At 62.4% G+C, this 18723-nt stretch carries 17 protein-coding genes; 7 read left to right on the top strand and 10 right to left on the bottom strand.

The features are described 5' to 3' along the window. The first annotated feature begins 14 nt into the window (after positions 1–14). Genes MUY21_RS14005 through MUY21_RS14015 form a run of 3 tightly spaced genes read left to right on the top strand, consistent with a single transcriptional unit; the run spans position 15 to position 3279 of the window. On the top strand, positions 15–905 hold the full coding sequence (locus tag MUY21_RS14005) for a formate dehydrogenase accessory sulfurtransferase FdhD (protein WP_248411051.1): 891 nt from the start codon (positions 15–17) through the stop codon (positions 903–905). Then, positions 902–1522, top strand: coding sequence for a molybdenum cofactor guanylyltransferase MobA (gene mobA / locus MUY21_RS14010; RefSeq protein WP_248410964.1), 621 nt, complete (start codon positions 902–904; stop codon positions 1520–1522). The genes MUY21_RS14005 and mobA overlap by 4 nt, the downstream gene beginning before the upstream one ends. After that, positions 1519–3279 carry a bifunctional molybdopterin-guanine dinucleotide biosynthesis adaptor protein MobB/molybdopterin molybdotransferase MoeA gene (locus MUY21_RS14015; protein WP_248410965.1) on the top strand — a complete coding sequence of 587 codons (1761 nt, stop codon included), beginning with the start codon at positions 1519–1521 and terminating at the stop codon, positions 3277–3279. The genes mobA and MUY21_RS14015 overlap by 4 nt, the downstream gene beginning before the upstream one ends. A 69-nt stretch (positions 3280–3348) precedes the next feature. Here MUY21_RS14015 and smpB read toward each other — a convergent pair whose 3' ends face one another. Both smpB and dapA read right to left on the bottom strand, forming a co-directional pair. Then, positions 3349–3825, bottom strand: coding sequence for an SsrA-binding protein SmpB (gene smpB, locus MUY21_RS14020; protein ID WP_248411052.1), 477 nt, complete (start codon positions 3823–3825; stop codon positions 3349–3351). Between the two features lie 76 nt (positions 3826–3901). Then, positions 3902–4777, bottom strand: coding sequence for a 4-hydroxy-tetrahydrodipicolinate synthase (dapA, locus tag MUY21_RS14025; protein WP_248410966.1), 876 nt, complete (start codon positions 4775–4777; stop codon positions 3902–3904). 239 nt (positions 4778–5016) lie between these two features. Between dapA and MUY21_RS14030 the strand changes: the two genes are divergently transcribed. Beyond that, the gene (locus MUY21_RS14030) at positions 5017–6879 is read left to right on the top strand and encodes a lytic transglycosylase domain-containing protein (protein WP_248410967.1); all 1863 of its coding nucleotides are present in this window, start codon (positions 5017–5019) and stop codon (positions 6877–6879) included. Here the strand turns inward: MUY21_RS14030 and MUY21_RS14035 are convergent. After that, positions 6869–7741 (bottom strand): DMT family transporter, encoded by an 873-nt coding sequence (locus MUY21_RS14035; protein ID WP_248410968.1) that lies wholly within the window; start codon positions 7739–7741, stop codon positions 6869–6871. The two genes, MUY21_RS14030 and MUY21_RS14035, sit on opposite strands and share 11 nt — an antisense overlap. Positions 7742–7752: 11 nt before the next feature. After that, positions 7753–8430, bottom strand: coding sequence for a tRNA (5-methylaminomethyl-2-thiouridine)(34)-methyltransferase MnmD (gene mnmD, locus MUY21_RS14040; protein WP_248410969.1), 678 nt, complete (start codon positions 8428–8430; stop codon positions 7753–7755). A 54-nt stretch (positions 8431–8484) separates the two neighbouring features. On the opposite strand from mnmD, the gene MUY21_RS14045 reads away from it, so the two are divergent. Continuing rightward, on the top strand, positions 8485–9525 hold the full coding sequence (locus tag MUY21_RS14045) for an FAD-dependent oxidoreductase (RefSeq protein ID WP_248410970.1): 1041 nt from the start codon (positions 8485–8487) through the stop codon (positions 9523–9525). Here MUY21_RS14045 and MUY21_RS14050 read toward each other — a convergent pair. Beyond that, positions 9522–10067: an NAD(P)H-dependent oxidoreductase gene (locus MUY21_RS14050; RefSeq protein ID WP_248410971.1), complete on the bottom strand. Its 546-nt coding sequence runs from the start codon at positions 10065–10067 to the stop codon at positions 9522–9524. The two genes, MUY21_RS14045 and MUY21_RS14050, sit on opposite strands and share 4 nt — an antisense overlap. 83 nt (positions 10068–10150) lie before the next feature. Here MUY21_RS14050 and MUY21_RS14055 point away from each other — a divergent pair, with 83 nt between their 5' ends. After that, positions 10151–11806 carry a thiamine pyrophosphate-binding protein gene (locus tag MUY21_RS14055; protein WP_248410972.1) on the top strand — a complete coding sequence of 552 codons (1656 nt, stop codon included), beginning with the start codon at positions 10151–10153 and terminating at the stop codon, positions 11804–11806. A 9-nt stretch (positions 11807–11815) separates the two neighbouring features. Here MUY21_RS14055 and MUY21_RS14060 read toward each other — a convergent pair whose 3' ends face one another. The 3 genes from MUY21_RS14060 to MUY21_RS14070 all read right to left on the bottom strand — a co-directional run bounded on the left by MUY21_RS14060 (position 11816) and on the right by MUY21_RS14070 (position 14067). Further along, positions 11816–12127, bottom strand: a complete 312-nt coding sequence (locus tag MUY21_RS14060) for a YciI family protein (protein WP_248410973.1) — start codon at positions 12125–12127, stop codon at positions 11816–11818. A 19-nt stretch (positions 12128–12146) separates the two neighbouring features. Next, a complete protein-coding gene (gene cobO, locus MUY21_RS14065) occupies positions 12147–12755 on the bottom strand; it encodes a cob(I)yrinic acid a,c-diamide adenosyltransferase (RefSeq protein ID WP_248410974.1) in 609 nt (202 codons plus the stop codon). Positions 12756–12861: 106 nt separating this feature from the next. Next, complete coding sequence (locus MUY21_RS14070; protein ID WP_248410975.1) at positions 12862–14067, bottom strand: hypothetical protein; 1206 nt, start codon at positions 14065–14067, stop codon at positions 12862–12864. A 157-nt stretch (positions 14068–14224) separates the two neighbouring features. On the opposite strand from MUY21_RS14070, the gene MUY21_RS14075 reads away from it, so the two are divergent. After that, positions 14225–14539, top strand: coding sequence for a hypothetical protein (locus MUY21_RS14075; RefSeq protein ID WP_248410976.1), 315 nt, complete (start codon positions 14225–14227; stop codon positions 14537–14539). Between the two features lie 2 nt (positions 14540–14541). On the opposite strand, the gene MUY21_RS14080 is transcribed toward MUY21_RS14075, so the two are convergent. Both MUY21_RS14080 and cobN read right to left on the bottom strand, forming a co-directional pair. Then, complete coding sequence (locus tag MUY21_RS14080) at positions 14542–15009, bottom strand: GNAT family N-acetyltransferase (protein WP_248410977.1); 468 nt, start codon at positions 15007–15009, stop codon at positions 14542–14544. Then, positions 15006–18701: a cobaltochelatase subunit CobN gene (cobN, locus tag MUY21_RS14085; protein WP_248410978.1), complete on the bottom strand. Its 3696-nt coding sequence runs from the start codon at positions 18699–18701 to the stop codon at positions 15006–15008. Before cobN ends, MUY21_RS14080 begins: the two co-directional genes overlap by 4 nt. Positions 18702–18723 lie beyond the last annotated feature (22 nt).

Genomic DNA, 18723 nt, shown 5'->3' on the forward strand with positions numbered 1-18723 from the left:
CGTCATGGCAGGAGTTGCAATTGGCCACCGAAGACAAACTTTCCGACTATCTGATCGCGCCCCTCCCTGCCGATCCACGCCTGACACGGGCGGTGGACGGCTTCGACGAAACAGGTGCGCCCGTCCATGTATCGGTCGTAGAGGAACGCCCGCTGACCATCTTCCTGAACAAGCGCGAGATCGTGACCGCCATGACCATCGGTGACTATCCCGAATATCTTGCGCTCGGCTTTCTGCGCAATCAGGGAATGCTGTCCGACGATGACCGGATCATTGGCGTGGACTATGACGAAGATATCGACACCGTCGTGGTGCGCACGGAGGTCGAGACCGACTACGAAGACAAGCTGGCCCGCAAAACGCGCACCTCGGGCTGCGCGGTCGGCACCGTTTTCGGCGACATGATGGAGGGGTTGGAGGGGCTGACCCTGCCCCCCGCGCCGCTGAAAACCTCTTGGCTGTATGTGCTGGCGCAGAAGATCAACCGCACCCCGTCGCTCTATCTTGAAGCCGGCGCCATCCACGGCACGGTTCTGTGCCAGGAAGACCGCCCACTGGTCTATATGGAGGACGTGGGCCGCCACAACGCCGTCGACAAGGTGGCGGGCTGGATGCTGTCCGAAGGCGTCACGGGGGCCGACAAGATTCTGTATACGACAGGCCGCCTGACATCCGAGATGGTGATCAAGACCGCGCAGATGGGCATTCCGATTTTGGTGTCCCGCTCTGGGTTCACGGCCTGGGGCGTCGAGATTGCCCGCGAGGTCGGCCTGACCCTGATTGGACGGATGCGCGGGCAACGCTTCACCTGTTTGTCAGGTGAGGATCGCCTGATCCGCGATATCGACCCTGCCCATGTGGCCCACGAAGACCGCAAACACCGCCGCAAAGGGGCTGGCGCATGACCAAGCCGGTCGGCATCATTCTGGCGGGTGGTCTGGCCACCCGGATGGGCGGGGGCGACAAGGGGCTGTTGCCATTGGGCGACGGCACACTTTTGTCGCAGGTCATCGACCGGCTGTCCCCGCAGGTGGAGACAATGGCCCTGAACGCCAATGGCGATCCCGCGCGGTTTGCAGGCCTCGGACTGCCGGTCCTGCCCGACAGCATCGGCGGGTTTGCCGGGCCTTTGGCCGGTGTGCTTGCGGGGATGGATTGGGCGGCGGCGCAGGGTGCAAGCCAAGTGGTGTCCGCCGCCGCAGACACCCCTTTTTTCCCGCGCGATCTGGTCGATCGGCTGACGCAAGCGGCGCGCGCCGCCAACGCTCCGATCGCCCTTGCCGCCACATTGGACCCTGACCGTGGCCCGATGCGGCAACCGACCTTCGGGTTGTGGGATGTCACCCTGCGCGATGATCTGCGCGCGGCACTTGCAGACGGGCTGCGCAAGGTCGTCCAATGGACCGACCGCCACGGCGCTGCGCAGGCCGTGTTCGATCCTGACCCGTTCGACCCGTTCTTCAACGTGAACACCCCCCAAGACCTGACCCGCGCCCAATCTTTGCTGGAGTCCGCCCCATGAAAACCTTTGGTGTCACCGGCTGGAAAAACTCCGGCAAGACCGGGCTGATGGAACGCCTGATCGCCCATTTCACCGCCAAGGGGCTGCGGGTCTCGACCCTGAAACACACCCATCACGGCGTTGATCTGGAACGCCCCGGCACCGACACGCACCGCCACCGCTTAGCGGGCGCGCAAGAGGTCGTGCTGACCTCGTCCGCCCGCGTGACGATCCTGCACGAGCTGCGCGACAACGCCGAGCCGCTCCTTGACGATCTGATTGCCCGGCTGACCCCCTGCGATCTGGTGTTGATCGAAGGGTTCAAATCCGCCCCCCACCCCAAGATCGAAGCCCATCGCGCGGCAACGGGCGAGGCATTGCTTGCCCTCAAAAACGACACCATCCGCGCGGTTGCCAGCGACACCCCCCTGCCCGATCTTGACCTGCCAGTCTTCGACCTTGACGACACCGCCGCCATTGCCGCCTTCATCGACGTCGCAACGGGCATGACCCGACGATCCTCGGCCAAGCTGGCCAATGACTGTTTCGCCCTGCCCCCCGGTGTGCACTGGACCCCGGTTGATGAGGCGCTTGAGACCCTGCAAAGCCGCCTGACCCCCATCACCGGCACCGAAACGATCCCCGTGGCACAGGCACGTGGCCGCGTCCTTGCCGCCGACCATATGGCGGTGCGCGCCAACCCGCCCGGCGCAAACGCGGCAGTTGATGGCTATGGTTTCGCTTATGTGGGGCTTCCGACAGGTGACGCGATCCAGATGCCCCTTGTCGATGGCCGTGCCGCCGCTGGCGCACCCTTTGAAGGCACGGTGCCAATGGGTCACGCCATCCGCATCCTGACCGGTGCCCTGCTGCCCGACGGGGTCGACACAGTCGTGATGCAGGAAGACGTGCAGATCGACGGACATACCGTGAGCTTTCCGGCAGGCGTAAAGCCCGGCGCAAACGCCCGCGCCGCAGGCGAAGACGTGGCCGCCGGCAAGCTTGCCCTGCCCGCAGGCCACAAAATGCGCGCCCCGGATGTGGCCCTTCTGTCGGCGCTTGGCCTGCCGGATGTTCAGGTCCATACGAAATTGCGTGTCGGCGTCTTGTCCACCGGCGATGAACTGACTGAGCCCGGCACCACGCTGGACGTGGGTCGCACCTATGACGCGAACCGCCCGATGCTGCTGTCACTGGCGGAAAATTGGGGCTACACCCCGGTCGATCTGGGCCATGTGGCCGATGATCGCGACAAGCTGCGCCAGGCCTTTGACGATGCGGCCACCAAAGCGGACGTGATCCTAACCTCCGGCGGCGCATCTGCTGGCGACGAAGACCATGTCTCGGCCCTGCTTGAACAGACCGGTTCGCTGCACCACTGGCGCATCGCGATCAAACCGGGCCGCCCGCTGGCGCTTGCCCAATGGAACGGAACCCCGGTCTTTGGCCTGCCCGGCAACCCTGTCGCTGCCCTGATCACCACGCTGATCTTCGCACGCCCCGCCTTCTCGAAACTCGCGGGCGGCCCGTGGCTTACCCCGCAAGCCTTTGACCTGTCCGCCGCCTTCACAAAATCCAAGAAAGCCGGGCGCCGCGAATACCTGCGCGCGCGGGTCAATGATGAGGGTCAAGTTGAAGCGTTCAAATCCGAAGGCTCGGGCCGCATTTCAGGCCTTAGCTGGGCCACGGGGCTGGTCGAACTGCCAGACGAGGCGCTTGACATCACACCCGGAACGCCGGTGCGCTTCCTGCCCTATTCAGGTTTCGGCCTGACGTGACCCGTGCTTCTTCTGGCTTCAAGTATCCTGGGGTGAATGCGCGCATGCGCAGAGGGGCAAGGCCCCTTCTTAATCCCCGTGCCGCAACAACCGCTGTTTCTGGCGGCCCCAATCCCGCTTGGCCTCGGTCGCGCGTTTGTCATGGGCCTTTTTGCCCTTTGCGATGCCGATCTTGATCTTCACCAGACCCTTATGATTGAAATACATGACCAGAGGCACAAGGGTCATGCCCTTGCGCTGGGTCGCATTCCACATCTTCGCAATCTCGCGCTTTGAGGCCAACAGCTTGCGCTTGCGCCGCTCAAGATGCCCCCAGGTCACGGCCTGTTTATAGGGCGCGATATAGGCGTTGGTCAGGTAAAGCTCTCCATCTTCGACCGCCGCGTAGCTTTCGGCGATATTGGCGCTGCCGTCGCGCAGAGATTTGACTTCGGACCCCATCAATACGATGCCGCACTCGATATCCTCTTCGATCGCGTAATCGTAACGCGCGCGCCGATTTTCGGCGATCACCTTATAGTTGGGGTCGTCTTTCGTCTTTGCCATATCGCGGATGTAGGCGTTCGGTCGGGTGCTGTCCAGCCCGGCCATCCGCAAATCACAGACGACCGGCCTGATTTGATCAGTTCAGCAGACCTGCTTGACGCATCGCGTCGTCCAGCGCCGCCTTGGTCTGATCGGTCAGGCCGACCAGCGGCGACCGTACCTCTTCCGAACAAAGCCCCAGCTTCGACAGCGCATATTTCGCTCCGCTGGTGCCCGGCTCCAGAAAGATTGCCTTGTGCAGCGGCATCAACTTGTCGGCGATCTCCAACGCGCGGGCATAATTACCTTCAAGGGTCGCGGTCTGCATATCGGCACACAGGCGCGGGGCCACGTTCGCCGTGACCGAGATACAGCCCTGCCCGCCCTGAGCGTTGAAGCCATGCGCGGTCGCGTCTTCGCCGGACAGTTGGACGAAATTCTTGCCGCAGGTCATGCGCTGCATCGACACGCGGGCCAGATCGCCGGTCGCGTCCTTCACGCCGATGATGTTCTTGTGCTTTGCCAGCTCGCCCATTGTTTCCGGCGTCATGTCCACGACCGAGCGGCCGGGGATGTTGTAAATCACGATCGGCAAGTCCACTGCATCGGCCACGGTCAGGAAGTGGTGGATCAGCCCGCGCTGGGTCGGCTTGTTGTAATACGGCGTAACCACCAGACCCGCAGCGGCACCCACACGCTTGGCATGCTCCATGAATCGCAGGGTTTCCACGGTGTTGTTCGATCCGGCACCCGCAATGACAGGCACACGCCCGGCGGCGGCGGCGACCACCGCTTCGATCACCGCTTCGTGCTCTTGGTGGGTCAAGGTCGGGCTTTCGCCGGTCGTCCCGACAGGCACCAACCCGTGCGACCCTTCGGAAATCTGCCAGTCCACCAAGCGTTTAAGCGCGTCAAAATCCACTGCGCCGTCCTTGAACGGCGTGACCAGGGCAGGAAGAGATCCTTTGAACATGACACGCTCCATCTTGTTGTATCTGATTTCAAGCGGTGCAAACTGACTCGCACCCGCAAACGCGGCGGAAACTAGCCGGGTTCAACACAAATGCCAAGTTTGTGTGTTGCGTATCCGGCGGCCATTACTAGTTTTTCCCCATGAGCAGGTTATTCAAACACACAATCGGGGCCTTGTCCCTGTCACTCTTGCCCTTTCTGGCTATGTCGAAAGGGGCAATAGCGCAAGAATCAAGCGCGGTGAACGCGTTGAAGCAGGCGGTACAACAGGCCCGCTCGGATGACTGGTCAGCAGCCTTGTCGACGGCGCAGGGCGGAGGGCCTTTGGTGCGCGATATCGTCGAATGGCACCGGTTGCGCCGTGGCGAGGGCAGTTTCGAGGACACCCGCGCCTTTTTGGCAAAACACCCGGACTGGCCGGGTCTGAAATACCTGCGCAAGCAATCCGAAGAGAATATCCCGTATCGCTACGATCCACAGAAGGTGTTGGCATTCTTCAAACAGGAACCACCGCAAACCGGCCGGGGCGCGCTGCGGCACGCCGAGGCGTTGACCGCGACAGGTGCCGCCGAAGAAGCCCGCGCCCAGATCATTCTGGCCTGGACCACCTTGTCGCTGGACGAAGAAGAACATGATGCGTTCCTGTCCCGCTATGGCGACACGCTGAAACCCTATCACTGGGACCGGCTGGATATTCTGCTTTGGCGGGGCGATACGCAGGAAGCGGGCTGGATGCTGCCGTTGGTCGACAAGGATCATCAGGCGCTGGCCAACGCGCGACTGGCCCTGCGCAAGAAGAAAGACGGCGTCGACGCGCTGATCGCCGCTGTTCCTTCTGCTTTGGCAGATGATCCGGGGCTTGCCTATGAGCGTTTCCTGTGGCGTGCATCGAAGGGACGAAATCAGGACGCGATCGACCTGATCCTTTCTCGTTCCAACAGTGCGGCATCGCTGGGGCAACCCCAACGCTGGGCCAGTTGGCGCCGGGTTCTGGCGCGGTGGTCGATGCGCGAAGGCGAGGCGCAGCAAGCCTATCAACTGGCGGCGTTCCATCACTTGTCCGGCGGGTCGGATCAGAACGACCTTGAATGGATCGCCGGCTATGTCGCGCTGCGCAAGTTGAACGATCCGGTCACGGCGCTTGAGCATTTCCAGGCGTTCCGTCTGGCGGTGGACACACCGATCAGCATGGGTCGCGCGGGGTATTGGCTGGGTCGCGCCTATGAGGCGTCAGGCGACGCGGTCGCGGCACAGGCTGCCTATGAGCTGGGGGGCGAGTACCAGACCAGTTTCTATGGTCTGCTGGCCGCCGAGAAGGCTGGCATGCCGATGGATCCGACATTGACCGGCAACGAGCCGTTCCCCCCATTCCAGCAAGCCCGGTTCTGGGGCGGATCGGTGATGGAGGCCGCGCGGCTTCTGCAAGCGGCTGGCGAACGCTATTGGGCCGAACGGTTTACCGTGCATCTGGCCGAAAGCCTGTATCGTGAGGAGATCGGCCAGCTTGCCGCATGGGCCGAAAGCGTGGATGAGCCGCATTTGCAAGTCATGATCGCCAAACAGGCCGCCCGCGTCGGCCTGACGATCCCGCGCCCCTATTATCCGACGCCGGATATCGGGCGCGGCAATCGCACCGTGCCCCGCGCGCTGGAGCTTGCCATCGCACGGCGCGAAAGCGAATTTGACCCTAGCGTCATGTCGGGCGTGGGCGCGCGTGGCTTGATGCAGCTTATGCCCGGCACCGCATCGGACATGGCCAAGCGTCTGGACATGCCATACTCGAAATCGCGCCTGATCACGGATCCCGAATACAACACACGGTTAGGGTCTGAATATCTTGCCAAGCTGATCGAGGATTTCGGGATGAACCCGGTGCTTGTCTCGGTGGCTTACAACGCAGGACCGACCCGCGCGACACGTTGGACCGAACAACTCGGCGATGTGCGCGCCAGTTCAACTGACATCATCGACTGGATCGAGCACATTCCGTTCCGCGAGACCCGAAACTATGTCATGCGCGTGGCAGAAAGCCTGCCCGTCTATCGTGCACGATTGACGGGCAAAACAGAACCGCTTTCGCTGTCAAAGGAGCTTAAGCAATAGGCCGGGTCGCGCGGCGGCTGCGGATCAGGGTAAATATCCCCGCGCCAACCACGATGGCGGCACCAATCACCACGTTGGTGCGAAGCTCTTCCCCAAACAGGGATACGCCAAGGATCGAGACGAACACCAATTGGAGATAGGCAAATGGCTGGACCACGCTGGCCTCGGCAAATTCATAGCATTTAATCAAGAGCCAATGCCCCAACACGCCGGTCACACATAGAAGCGCCATCCAGCCCCAATCGTGTGCGATCATCGGTTCCCAGAACGACGCGCCAATGACAGTCATCACGACCGCGCCGACAATCCCCGTCCAGAAAAAGCTGGTCTGGGTGCTGTCGGTTTTCGCCGCCAACCGGGTCAGCAGCCCATAAAGCGCGAACATCAGCGCACCGATCAGGGGCACGATCGCCTCGGGCGCGAAGACACCGACGCCAGGTTGCAGGATCACCAGAATGCCGATGAACCCGACGCCAATCGCCAGCCAGCGACGCCAACCGACGGTCTCACCCAACACCGGGCCAGAGAATGCCGCCACCAGCAACGGGTAGCAGGCGAAAATCGCGTGGCTTTCCACCAGCCCCAGAAGCACGAAAGACAACACCGTCACGCAGATTTCCAGCGCCAGAAGTATGCCGCGAAAGACTTGCAGATAGGGACGGGCGGGTCGCAGGGCACTCCTTAGTTCGCCATTGCGACGGGTCAGCCAGATGACGAACGCGGCAAAGAACCAGTACCGGATCATCACCACCATCCAGACGCTATAGGCATCGGCAAGGTGGCGCGAAATGCCATCCTGCATGGCGAACACGAAGGTCGCCCCAATCATCAGTAGAATACCGGCGCGGGTGTTTTGCTCCATCTGGCGGCTCCTCAGGGGCGCAGGGTGCCGCGGCTCATATGCCGCTTGCGCCCGTAGCCCGGTGAGCGTTCAACGTCGAAGCCTGCCGCGTCCAACGCCCGGCGCACGAACCCCGCGGCGGTATAGGTCGCGAAGGTGCCACTGGGGGCAGTGTGTGCGCCGATCTCACTCATCAGATCGTCCCCCCAAAGCTCGGGATTCTTGGCGGGCGAGAAGCCATCCAGAAACCAAGCATCGGCTTTGCCTTGCCACGCGGCCAGGGTCTGGCGGGCATCGCCGATGATCACCTCCACCGCAAAGCCGTCCAAATCGACCGAGCGCGCGCCGCCGGCCCACGCCGACAGGAATGGCGCAGCAGCGGAGCGCGCGTCCGGAAAGGCGTCCAACGCTTTGGCAATGTCGTCGACCGCCATGGGAAAGGCCTCGAACGAGGTGAAACGGACGCCCTGTGGCGCCCCCGCATCCAGCCATGACAGGAAGGTCGCCAGCATGTTCAACCCTGTGCCAAACCCCAGTTCGGCCACATGAAACCCCGGTGCGAACCGGGCGGGCAGATCGTTGCCGTCCAAGAAAACGTGCCGCGTCTCGGCCAACCCATCTTCAAGCGAGAAATACGGATCGTCGAACCGCGTCGCCACCGGTACGCCGCTGTCTTTCCATGTGATGTCTGCGTTCTGGTTCTTTGTCATGACTTGCCCTAGAACTCGGCCCAACGCGCGTGACCATGAAGAAGGACCGATGCTTTGGCAATCATGGATGTGACCATTTATGGCGCAGGTATCTTTGGCCTGTCTGTGGCGTGGAGCTGCGTGAAGCGCGGCGCAAAGGTGCGCGTGATTGATCCGCATGGCGTCGGAGCGGGGTCGTCTGGTGGGTTGGTCGGAGCACTGGCCCCGCATGTGCCGGAACGATGGAACACCAAGAAAGCGTTTCAGTTTGATAGCCTGATCATGGCGGAAGAGTATTGGGCTGAGGTTGAGGCTGTGTCCGGCCTGTCCTCGGGTTATGGCCGCACGGGCCGTTTGCAACCCATCGCCGACGCACGCCAGTTGGCCCTTGCCCGTGACCGCAAGGCCGAGGCTGCAACCCTATGGCAGGGAAAGGCGGTGTGGGACGTTCGCCCCGTCTCTGATTTTCCGGGCTGGGCACCGGACAGCCCGACCGGATACCTGATCCACGACACGCTGACCGCGCGGATGAACCCGCGATTTGCGGCAAAGGCGCTGGCCGGGGCGGTTCAGGCTAAGGGTGGAGAGATCGCCCAAGAAGGGCGTGAGGAAGGACGCGTCGTCTGGGCCACCGGCTGGCAGGGGCTTTTGGACCTCTCGCAAGAGCTGGGGAAACCCGTCGGCAACGGGGTGAAAGGGCAAAGTGCGCTGCTGCAACATGAGGCTGCCCATCTGCCGCAGCTTTTCGCAGACGCGTTGCACATCATCCCACATGCCAACGGAACGGTCGCCATCGGATCAACCAGTGAACGCGAATTCGACGACCCGGCAAGCTGCGATGCCGCGCTTGACGACATCATCGCCGGTGCGCGTGCCATCTGCCCGGCCATTGCTGATGCCCCTGTCATTGACCGCTGGGCAGGGGTGCGCCCACGCGCCAAGTCCCGCGCGCCGATGCTGGGGCACTATCCCGGCAGATCCGGTCACTTCATCGCCAATGGCGGCTTCAAGATCGGTTTCGGCATGGGGCCGAAAGTCGGCGAGGTGATGGCCGATCTGGTGCTGGAGGGGCGCGACACGATCCCCGAGGATTTCAGGGTTGAGGCCAGTTTTTAGGCCCGTTCAGCCTCGGCGCGCAGCTTCTCCATCAACGCCGATAGCGTGGCTTCGTATCGCTCGCTTTTCAACTTGCCGCCCTCGTCAAACTCCTGACGGCTACCCGCAATGGCCACGGATGGCCCGGTGATCAGGCGCGGCTGGAATGGCATCATCGCCAACACCAACGAGTTTTGCGCCCGCACCCCCCCGGCACGCCCCGCCGCAGCCGACATGATTGCCACGGGCTTGTCTGTCCACGGCATCGGTTTTACCCGGCTGACCCAATCAAGCGCGTTCTTCAGAACGCCGGACATCATGCCGTTGTATTCGGGCGTCGAGATGATGACCGCATCCGCCACCGCGATTTGCCCGGCCAGTCGGACCACGCTGTCAGGGGCGCCTTGCGCGTCTTCATCATCGGCATTGTAAAGCGGCAGATCAAGATCGGCCTCGGTAAACTCCGCATCGCCGTACACGCGCGCGGCGTTTCTGATCAGAAGCCGGTTCGTTGCGTCTTTACGCAATGACCCGGACATGCCAAGCAAACGATGATTGGACAATTGAACCTCCCTCAAGCGTCCCGCCAAGGTGCGGTGCGTGTCGGGCAAGGTCAACGGTTGAATGGGCAACGGGAGGTGCAGACATGCGGCATGGCGGACAGATTTTGGTCGATCACCTGAAAACCGAAGGGGTGCGGCGCGTGTTCTCGGTGCCCGGAGAAAGTTTTCTGGCGGCACTGGATGGTCTGCATGACAGCGGGATCGAGAACGTCGTTTGTCGTCAGGAAGGCGGCGCGGCCATGATGGCCGAGGCACATGGAAAACTGACCGGAGAGCCGGGGGTGGTGTTCGTCACCCGCGGACCCGGGGCGTCCAATGCCGCGTCCGGCATTCACGTGGCCCAACAAGACAGCACGCCGATGGTGGTGTTCGTCGGTCAGATCGCGCGCAACCATCGCGACCGCGAGGCGTTTCAGGAGGTCGATTATCGCGCGGTGTTTGGCACACTTGCCAAATGGGCCTGCGAGGTGGATCAAACCGAACGCCTGCCCGAATATCTGGCTCGTGCCTTTCACATGGCCCGATCAGGTCGCCCCGGTCCGGTGGTCGTGGCCCTGCCCGAGGATATGTTGAGCGCCCATGCCGACGTGCCGGATCGCCCTGCCATGGCGCGCTCGAACGGACATGTCACCGCAGGGGATGCGCAAGCAATCACCGCGATGCTGGCAGACGCGAAAGAACCTTTGGTGATCGCGGGAGGGCCGGGCTGGTCGCAAGAGGCGGCTGACAACTTGGCCCGGTTTGCGAAAGCCCATGACCTGCCCGTCGCCTGTGCCTTCCGGCGGCAAGACTTCATGGACAACCGCCACCCGAACTATGTCGGCGACCTTGGCGTTGGGATGAACCCGAAACTGGGCGCACGGCTGCGCGACGCCGACACGCTGATCGTGCTGGGGTCGCGTCTGGGTGACAGTGTGACGGGTGGTTACGAGCTGCTGGACCCTGCGGCCACGGGCAAGCGGATCGTTCATGTCTATCCCGACCCTGACGAGTTGGGGCGCGTGTATCACGCCGATCTGGCACTGGTGGCCACCGGACCCGAGGCCCTTGCGGCGCTTGTACAGACAAATGGAACGGAAGCGCCCACATGGTCCGACTGGACCCGGTCCGCGCGCGTCGATTACGAGGCATTTCAAGCCCCCGTGACCACGCCCGGCGATGTGAAAATGGAAGAGGTGGTTTTTTGGTTGACCAAGAACCTGCCCGAGGACGCCATCATCACCAACGGGGCCGGAAATTATGCCACATGGCTGCACCGTTACTTCTGCTTCAAACAGCACGGCACCCAGCTTGCACCCACGTCCGGGTCGATGGGATACGGGTTTCCCGCCGCAGTCGCCGCGAGCCTTGAACACCCCGACCACACCGTTGTCGCATGGCTGGGGGACGGAGAGTTTCAGATGACCTTGAACGAGATGTCGACCGCCATCCAGCACGGCGCCAAACCCATCGCGATCATTGCCAATAACGGTCGTTACGGCACGATCCGAATGCATCAGGAACGGACCTATCCGGGACGCGTGTCCGGCACCGACATGGCCAACCCCGACTTCGCCGCGCTTGCCCGCGCCTATGGCGGGCATGGCGAGACCGTCACCAATGGCGCGGATTTCGCCGAGGCCTTCGCCCGCGCCCAAGCAGCCGACAGATTGGCGGTGATCGAACTGGTGCTCGACCCGCAAGTGGCCACGCCCAGCCTGACACTGGACGATTTGCGCGAAATGGGACGGAAAGGGTGACGCGGGCGGTCAGCCGCCCGGCATCTCCATCATCTCGGCCAGATGGATGGTGCCCATCTGGATGAACGAGTTTTCACTGGCAATCGCCAGTGCCGTATCCGCGTCGGCCGCTTCGATGATGCAAAACCCCATCATTGGCTGTTTGAACCCTTCGCGCGCACCGTCACCATCCACGGTCCACTGCGCCTTGAACGGCGTTTCCGGCATGACGAACGCGTCCGCATACTTGGCAATCCATGCCTTGTAGGCGGCCTGCATATCCGCCTTCTTGTCATCCGGCACGTCGCGCGGCTCGTGGTAGGCGAGATAGAATTTGGGCATCTTCCTCCTCCTCAGAGGTCTAGAATTCGACCCCTTGCTGCGCCTTGATCCCCGACCGGAACGGGTGCTTGACCAGCTCCATCTCGGTTACCAGATCGGCGATTTCGATCAGTTCCGCGGCGGCGTTGCGTCCGGTCAGAACCACGTGGGTCATCTCGGGCTTTTCTTCGACAAGGAATTTGACCACCTCGTTCACATCGACATAGTCATAGCGGATGGCAATGTTGATCTCGTCCAGCAAAACCATGGTGTTTGACGGATCGCGGATCAACTCTTTCGACTTTTCCCACGCCGCCTGCGCCATTTCGATGTCGCGGGTGCGGTCCTGCGTTTCCCAGGTAAAGCCTTCGCCCATCGTATGGAACTCGCAGATGTCGCCGAACTTGTCGTTGATCAGATCGCGTTCGCCGCAATCCATCCCGCCCTTGATGAACTGCACCACAGCGCATTTCATCCCATGCGCGATGCAGCGAAAGATCATCCCGAACGCGGCCGAGCTTTTGCCCTTGCCCTTGCCGGTGTGCACGATGATCAGACCCTTCTTGTCGGTCTTGGTCGCCATGATCTTGTCACGGGCGGCTTTCTTCTTGGCCATCTTCGAGGCGTGTCTGTCGGGATCTACGGTCATGCTGTCCTCATGAATTGTTCGCCCGTCACTGTGCGGCTCATAAGGTCCAGATGCAAGAGAGGGCGCGCCGCTTCCGACACGCCCCCGTCCTTTGATGGTGCCTGGTTTACTCAGCCGGCACGGCTTGCACGGCGGGGCGGCCAAAATGCTGGCGGTTCAGACGCAGCACCAGGGCGACCATTGCAAACTGGAACGCAATCGCGACCGCCGTGATCACCCAGTACATGACCGAGTATTTTGTCAGCACACCTGCCTGCACCAATCCTGCGTTGATAAAGAATTGCAGCAACACCGACAGGGCAACACCGGGGCAGACCAGCGCATAGGAACCGGGCGAGGTGTCAGAGCCGAACACATAGCTTTTCCAGTAGCCGTGACGCGCCAGCATCACCAGCCCCAACAGCCCGAACAGAACCTGTACAGCGATCAGGCGGGCCAGGAAGATCATGGTTTCCCCGGCGCTTCCATGCACCTCGAACGTGGCATGCAGACCGTGATCCTGACGCAACGCCATGATGCCAAGAATGGTCATCAGCGGAATCACGATCAGAAGCGTCGGCGCGGTTTCCTTCGACGTGCCATAATGCAGCATCGAGTTGAACGCGGTGAACAGCGCCAGCACGGCATAGATGATCGACGCGATGCCAAAGAAGGTCGACCCGACCAGCGACACGCCAACCACCACGGTGTTCGTGCTCATCGCGGCGGGGGCGGAAAAGCCGACGGCGGTCATGGCCAGCGCGAAGGCCGGCAGCATCTGCGCAAAGCTGTTATGCGCGGTCACGTCGAACACACCCCCCTTGGTCAGCACCCGTCCAAGGAAGTCGCCAATATAGACTAGCGCCATAATACCGATGGCCAGAAACGCGGCCATGGCAAAGGGGAACAGGTATTCCACGATCGACCACAGACCCGGCACGAACACAAGACCGACGATGAACAGGCCGTTGACGCTCATCGCCAAGGCCAGCGGCATGGCAAGGATGGTGGTCTCACCGTTTGAGGATTTGAGTTTGGTATACGCCTCGGTCTTGCGGAAGACCGAGAAGGTTTTGAGGTTCCAGATCAGGTATTTCAGATTCAGAAACACCATCGCGGCAATCCCCAGCATCGCCACCAGGATCCCGGTTTTCAGGCCGACCGACCCCGTAGAAAAAGCCGCCATGATGTCTTCGAAAACGGGAACGGGTTTGCCGGGATGCGGCACCCAGAACATCAGGTACATGAAGAACGTGACCGACAGGCCACCAGCCCCGACCGAAGCCAGGAAATAGAGCGGAGAATAGGTGTCCGCAGGGCGAGTGTGTTGCATGGGATTTCTCCATTCATATTCATATTTGTGAATATTTATAGTCGTGACAGCCTGCGCGGGCAAGGGATTGTCGCGCACATGATGTCGCACCCGTGCGTTGTTCTTAACCGGTTGTTAACCATCGCCGCGCACGCTGCGGAAAAACAGGAGTGTCCAAGTGAAGCCCATTCTTTCCTGCGCCGCGTTTCTGGCAACCGGCCTGCTTGTCGCGGCCTGCGACAGCCCCAGCCCGCAATTCATGTCATCCGACACGTCAGTCAAAAAGGTGACGGTAGAAGGCTCGACCTTCTCAATCCACCGCCGCGAAAACTGGGTCGAGGTCTATCGCACAAATTTCGAAGCCTTGCCGCGCATCCCTGTGATCCTCTCTCGCGCCAAGATCGCGATTGAACAGGCGACAGGCTGCAAGGTGGTTGAAGGGTCACTGTCCGGCGATCAGGCCATCCAGCGGGCCGAGATCGACTGCGGCTAGCGTCAGGGCAGCCGCTTTTCGAACCGATAGGATGTGGGCCGGTCGAATCCCTCATGCGCGGTTTCTGCGGTTTTCACGAAGCCGAGCGCCTTGAAGATTGCGTGGTTTTCGACCAGCTCGACCCGCGTTTGCAGTGCCAGCCGCGACAGACCCAGATCAAGCGCGCGGGTTTGGGCAAGGTCAATCAGCCGGCGCGCCATCCCGTGTCCTTGCGCTGAAGGGTCCACGGCAAGTTTGCCGATGTAAAGTGTGGGAGGTCTTGCCTCGGGCTGCGGGGTCAGGAAAACGCAGGCCACATCGTCAATCACCCAGACCTCGCCCGTGCGCGCCCGTTCGGCGATCCCCTCCACGGTCAAGCGATGCAGTGAACTGGGCGGGTCGATGCGGTCCTCCATCCCGGCGAAGGCGCGATGCAACAGCGCAAGGATCGGCGCCATATCATCGTCTGGCGTGATCCGGCGCGGTGTCATCGCAGCTCGTCCAACCGCGCCTTCGCCGAGTTGGACCGGGGCATCCACAACCCGCGCTCTATCGCTTCGGTCAGGCGTTCGGCGATCTCTTTCAATGCGGGCGCGTTGTGTTCATCTATGAATCCCCGCGTGTCGTCATCGTCGATGAAAGCCGCATAGACCAGATCGAAATGATGCCCCTTTACCGCGCCCGTGGTGGCGGCGAACGCGAAGAGGTAATCGACCGTCGCCGCGATCTCGAACGCGCCTTTGTAGCCGTGGCGTTTCACCCCGTCGATCCATTTCGGGTTCACCACGCGGGAACGCACGACACGCCCGATCTCGTCATCCAAGGTGCGAATGACCGGGCGTTCGGGGCGGGAATGGTCGTTGTGATAGATGGGCCGGTCACGCCCTTGCAGGGTGGCCACCGCCGCCGCTGCGCCCCCTTCAAACTGGTAGTAGTCATCGCTGTCCAGAAGGTCGTGTTCGCGGTTGTCCTGGTTCTGCACGATGGCTTCGACCTGTCCCAAGCGCGCCTCGAACCCGTCCCGGTCGCGCGCACCTTCGCTGCCTGCACCATAGGCATAGCCACCCCATTCAAGGTAAGCGTCAGCCAATTCGGCCTTGTTCGCCCAAAGCCGTTCGTCGATCATCGCCTGAAGCCCCGCGCCGTAGGCACCGGGTTTGGACCCATAGACCCGATGTGCCCCCTCGCCCGCCCGCACACGCGCGGCGGCGGGGTTCACGTCGTCGGGTTCATCCAACGCCTGCACAGCGCGCGCGGCGCTGTCGACCAGCGCGATCAGTTGCGGGAAGGCGTCCCGGAAGAAGCCGGACACGCGCAATGTCACATCAACACGCGGGCGACCCAACGCCGTTGCCGGGATCACCTCGAACCCCGTCACGCGCCGATTGGCGCTGTCCCATTTCGGCTTCACGCCCATCAGCGCCAGCGCCTGTGCGATGTCGTCACCACCCGTGCGCATGTTCGCCGTGCCCCAGGCCGTGACCAGCATGGCGCGCGGCCAGTCGCCATGGGTTTGCAGGTGTTTGTCGATCAACAGGCTCGCCGATTTCCAGCCCAGCGCCCAGGCGGTCGGGGTCGGCACGGCGCGGCTGTCGACGGAATAGAAGTTGCGGCCCGTCGGCAGCGTGTCCAGCCGCCCGCGGGTGGGCGCACCGGATGGTGCGGGGGCGACGAATTGCCCTGAAAGGGCGGTGAGGAGCCCCGTTTCCTCACCCGGACCACAGGCCGCCACGTTGGGGCGCACAGTTGTTTCGACCTCGGTCAGTACGGCCTGCGTTGCCGGACCGGGCGCGGAGGCCTTTCCGTCCAGAATGCGCGCCGCCAGCTCCTCCAACCGCTCGACGGTGTCGCCATGGCTGCGCCACGCGCCGTCACCCGTCAAAGCCTCTGGCCGTGATCCGGTCCAGGGTGCGGCCATGTCGCAATCCAAAGGGTCGAAGTCCAGCCCCAGATCCTCGGCCATTGCCCGGATCAACGACGCATTGCCCCCGTCGCCAGACCCGCGCGGCACACGGACCAGCGCTTGCACCAGGTCACGCTCCAACCGGTCTTGCGGCGATTGCCCGAAGATGTGCAACCCGTCGCGGATCTGCGCCTCTTTCAACTCGCACAGATACGCGTCGAGCTTCGCCAGATCCTGTTCTTCATCCTCGCCCGACATGCCCACATCCGCATCCAGCCCGGTGGCCTGTGTCAGCGTCAGGATTTCACGCCGCAGGTGGTCGATGCGGCGTGGGTCCACGCCCGCCGCCTCGTAATATTCGTCCACCAAAGCCTCCAGATCACGCAGCGGCCCATAGGTCTCGGCCCGTGTCAAAGGGGGTGTCAGGTGGTCGATGATCACCGCCTGCGCGCGGCGCTTGGCCTGTGTGCCTTCGCCGGGATCGTTGACGATAAACGGATAGACATGCGGCAGGGGGCCAAGCACCGCCTCGGGCCAGCAATCCGCTGACAGGGCCACGGATTTCCCCGGCAGCCATTCCAGGTTCCCATGCTTGCCCATATGTACAATCGCATGCGCCCCAAAGGTGTGACGCAGCCAGAAATAGAAAGCGAGGTAGTTGTGCGGCGGCACAAGGTCGGGGCTGTGATAGGTATCCGTCGGATCAATATTGTAACCGCGCGCGGGCTGCACCCCGACGATCACGTTGCCATATTCCAGCACCGACAGGGCGAACGACCCGCAATCAACTGAACCGGGGGTGTAGAACGGGTCTTCTTCCGGCTTGCCCCAGCGCGTTTCAATTGCTTCGCGCAACGCCCACGGCAGTTGACCATAGCTGATTTGATACTCTGCCATCGACAGGGTCACGCCACCTGTGCGGGTGGCGCGATCTGTCAGCCAATTGGTCGGCCCCGCCATTACGGCTTGCATCAAGGCGTCACTGTCGGCGGGGACATCGGTAACGCGATAGCCTTCGGTTTGGAGCACCCCCAAGGCGTGAACAACTGCGGCGGGCGTGTCCAACCCGACGCCATTGGCCAGCCGCCCGTCCTTGTTGGGATAGTTCGCCATGATCAGTGCCACGCGCCGATCCGCCACCTTGGCCCCGCGCAGTTTCGCCCAACTTGCCGCAAGCTCGGCCACGAACTGCACCCGATCCCCACGCGCACGATAGGTGGCAATGGGGCATTCGGTGGCTTCGTCAAAGAACGCCTCGCCCTTGAAGCTGATGGCGCGGGACAGGATGCGCCCGTCCACTTCGGGCAAGGCCACGTTCATCGCGATGTCGCGGGCGGACAGGCCGGTCAGGCCATCTGCCCATGCCTCTTCACTGGACCCGGCAAGCACGACCTGAAAGACGGGGGCGGCATTGCACCATGGCATCTGGAACGGGTTGGCGGCATGCGATGGATCGCCCTCATGCGGTGATCCCACCGCGAACGAGGTGCAGTTCAGGATCACCGACGGGGCGGCTTCGGTGAACAAATGCTCGATCGTGGCCACCGACACCGGATCTTTCAGCGAGGCGACGAAGACGGGCAGTGGATTCAGCCCTTGCCGGAGCAGCGCCCGCACCAATCGGTTGATCGGGTTCAGCCCGGCCCCCTGCACCAGCGCGCGATAGAACACGATCGGCACCACGGGGGCGTCATCGGTCCAGTCGGCCCGCGCCGCATCCAGATCAGCCACCCCGGCACCAGGCCAATAGACGCCAGCGCGCAGCAAAGGACGCGCCGCTTCGGGCTTGTCGCCCCCGTCCAGCATGACGCGCGTGTAGGTCAGGAACCCGACCGCATTTTCCGGCCCGCCTTCAACAAGGTAAGCCCAAAGCGCGTCGTAATCTTCGTCAGACACCGTCGATAGCGCCCGCAACTCAGCATCCGGCTTGTCGTCGCCCGGCAGCAAGGCCAGTGGCACCCCTGCGCTGCGCAAATGCGCTGCGTATTGTTCCGCGCCGTACTTCCAATAGCCGACACCGCCCAGAACACGGGCGATCACCAGACGGGATTTTGTCGCACAGTTGTCGACATGCAGATCGACCGACATGGGGTGCGCCAGGTGCATCATGTTGGCGAGGCGCAATTCGGGGGGGTTGGCCATCTCGGCCCGCGCCTGTGCAAGCCCGGCCAGTTCCGTATCGGCGGCCGAGATGAATACCACATCCGCCGGGGTCTGCCCCAGATCGACAGGTTCTTTTCCGTCGTCGATGGAACCGGGTGTGGCGGCCAGAAGATGCATGTCGCGTCCCTTGCGAATTGGT

This window comes from Aliiroseovarius sp. S2029, from assembly GCF_023195575.1.
Taxonomy (GTDB): domain Bacteria; phylum Pseudomonadota; class Alphaproteobacteria; order Rhodobacterales; family Rhodobacteraceae; genus Aliiroseovarius; species Aliiroseovarius zhejiangensis.

Excerpts from the sequence above, each read along its gene's own strand:
- mobA (WP_248410964.1), top strand. The coding sequence starts at position 902 with ATGACCAAGCCGGTCGGCATCATTCTGGCGGGTGGTCTGGCCACCCGG.
- MUY21_RS14015 (WP_248410965.1), top strand. The coding sequence starts at position 1,519 with ATGAAAACCTTTGGTGTCACCGGCTGGAAAAACTCCGGCAAGACCGGG.
- smpB (WP_248411052.1), bottom strand. The coding sequence starts at position 3,825 with ATGGCAAAGACGAAAGACGACCCCAACTATAAGGTGATCGCCGAAAAT.
- dapA (WP_248410966.1), bottom strand. The coding sequence starts at position 4,777 with ATGTTCAAAGGATCTCTTCCTGCCCTGGTCACGCCGTTCAAGGACGGC.
- MUY21_RS14035 (WP_248410968.1), bottom strand. The coding sequence starts at position 7,741 with ATGGAGCAAAACACCCGCGCCGGTATTCTACTGATGATTGGGGCGACC.
- mnmD (WP_248410969.1), bottom strand. The coding sequence starts at position 8,430 with ATGACAAAGAACCAGAACGCAGACATCACATGGAAAGACAGCGGCGTA.
- MUY21_RS14055 (WP_248410972.1), top strand. The coding sequence starts at position 10,151 with ATGCGGCATGGCGGACAGATTTTGGTCGATCACCTGAAAACCGAAGGG.
- MUY21_RS14060 (WP_248410973.1), bottom strand. The coding sequence starts at position 12,127 with ATGCCCAAATTCTATCTCGCCTACCACGAGCCGCGCGACGTGCCGGAT.
- cobO (WP_248410974.1), bottom strand. The coding sequence starts at position 12,755 with ATGACCGTAGATCCCGACAGACACGCCTCGAAGATGGCCAAGAAGAAA.
- MUY21_RS14070 (WP_248410975.1), bottom strand. The coding sequence starts at position 14,067 with ATGCAACACACTCGCCCTGCGGACACCTATTCTCCGCTCTATTTCCTG.
- MUY21_RS14080 (WP_248410977.1), bottom strand. The coding sequence starts at position 15,009 with ATGACACCGCGCCGGATCACGCCAGACGATGATATGGCGCCGATCCTT.
- cobN (WP_248410978.1), bottom strand. The coding sequence starts at position 18,701 with ATGCATCTTCTGGCCGCCACACCCGGTTCCATCGACGACGGAAAAGAA.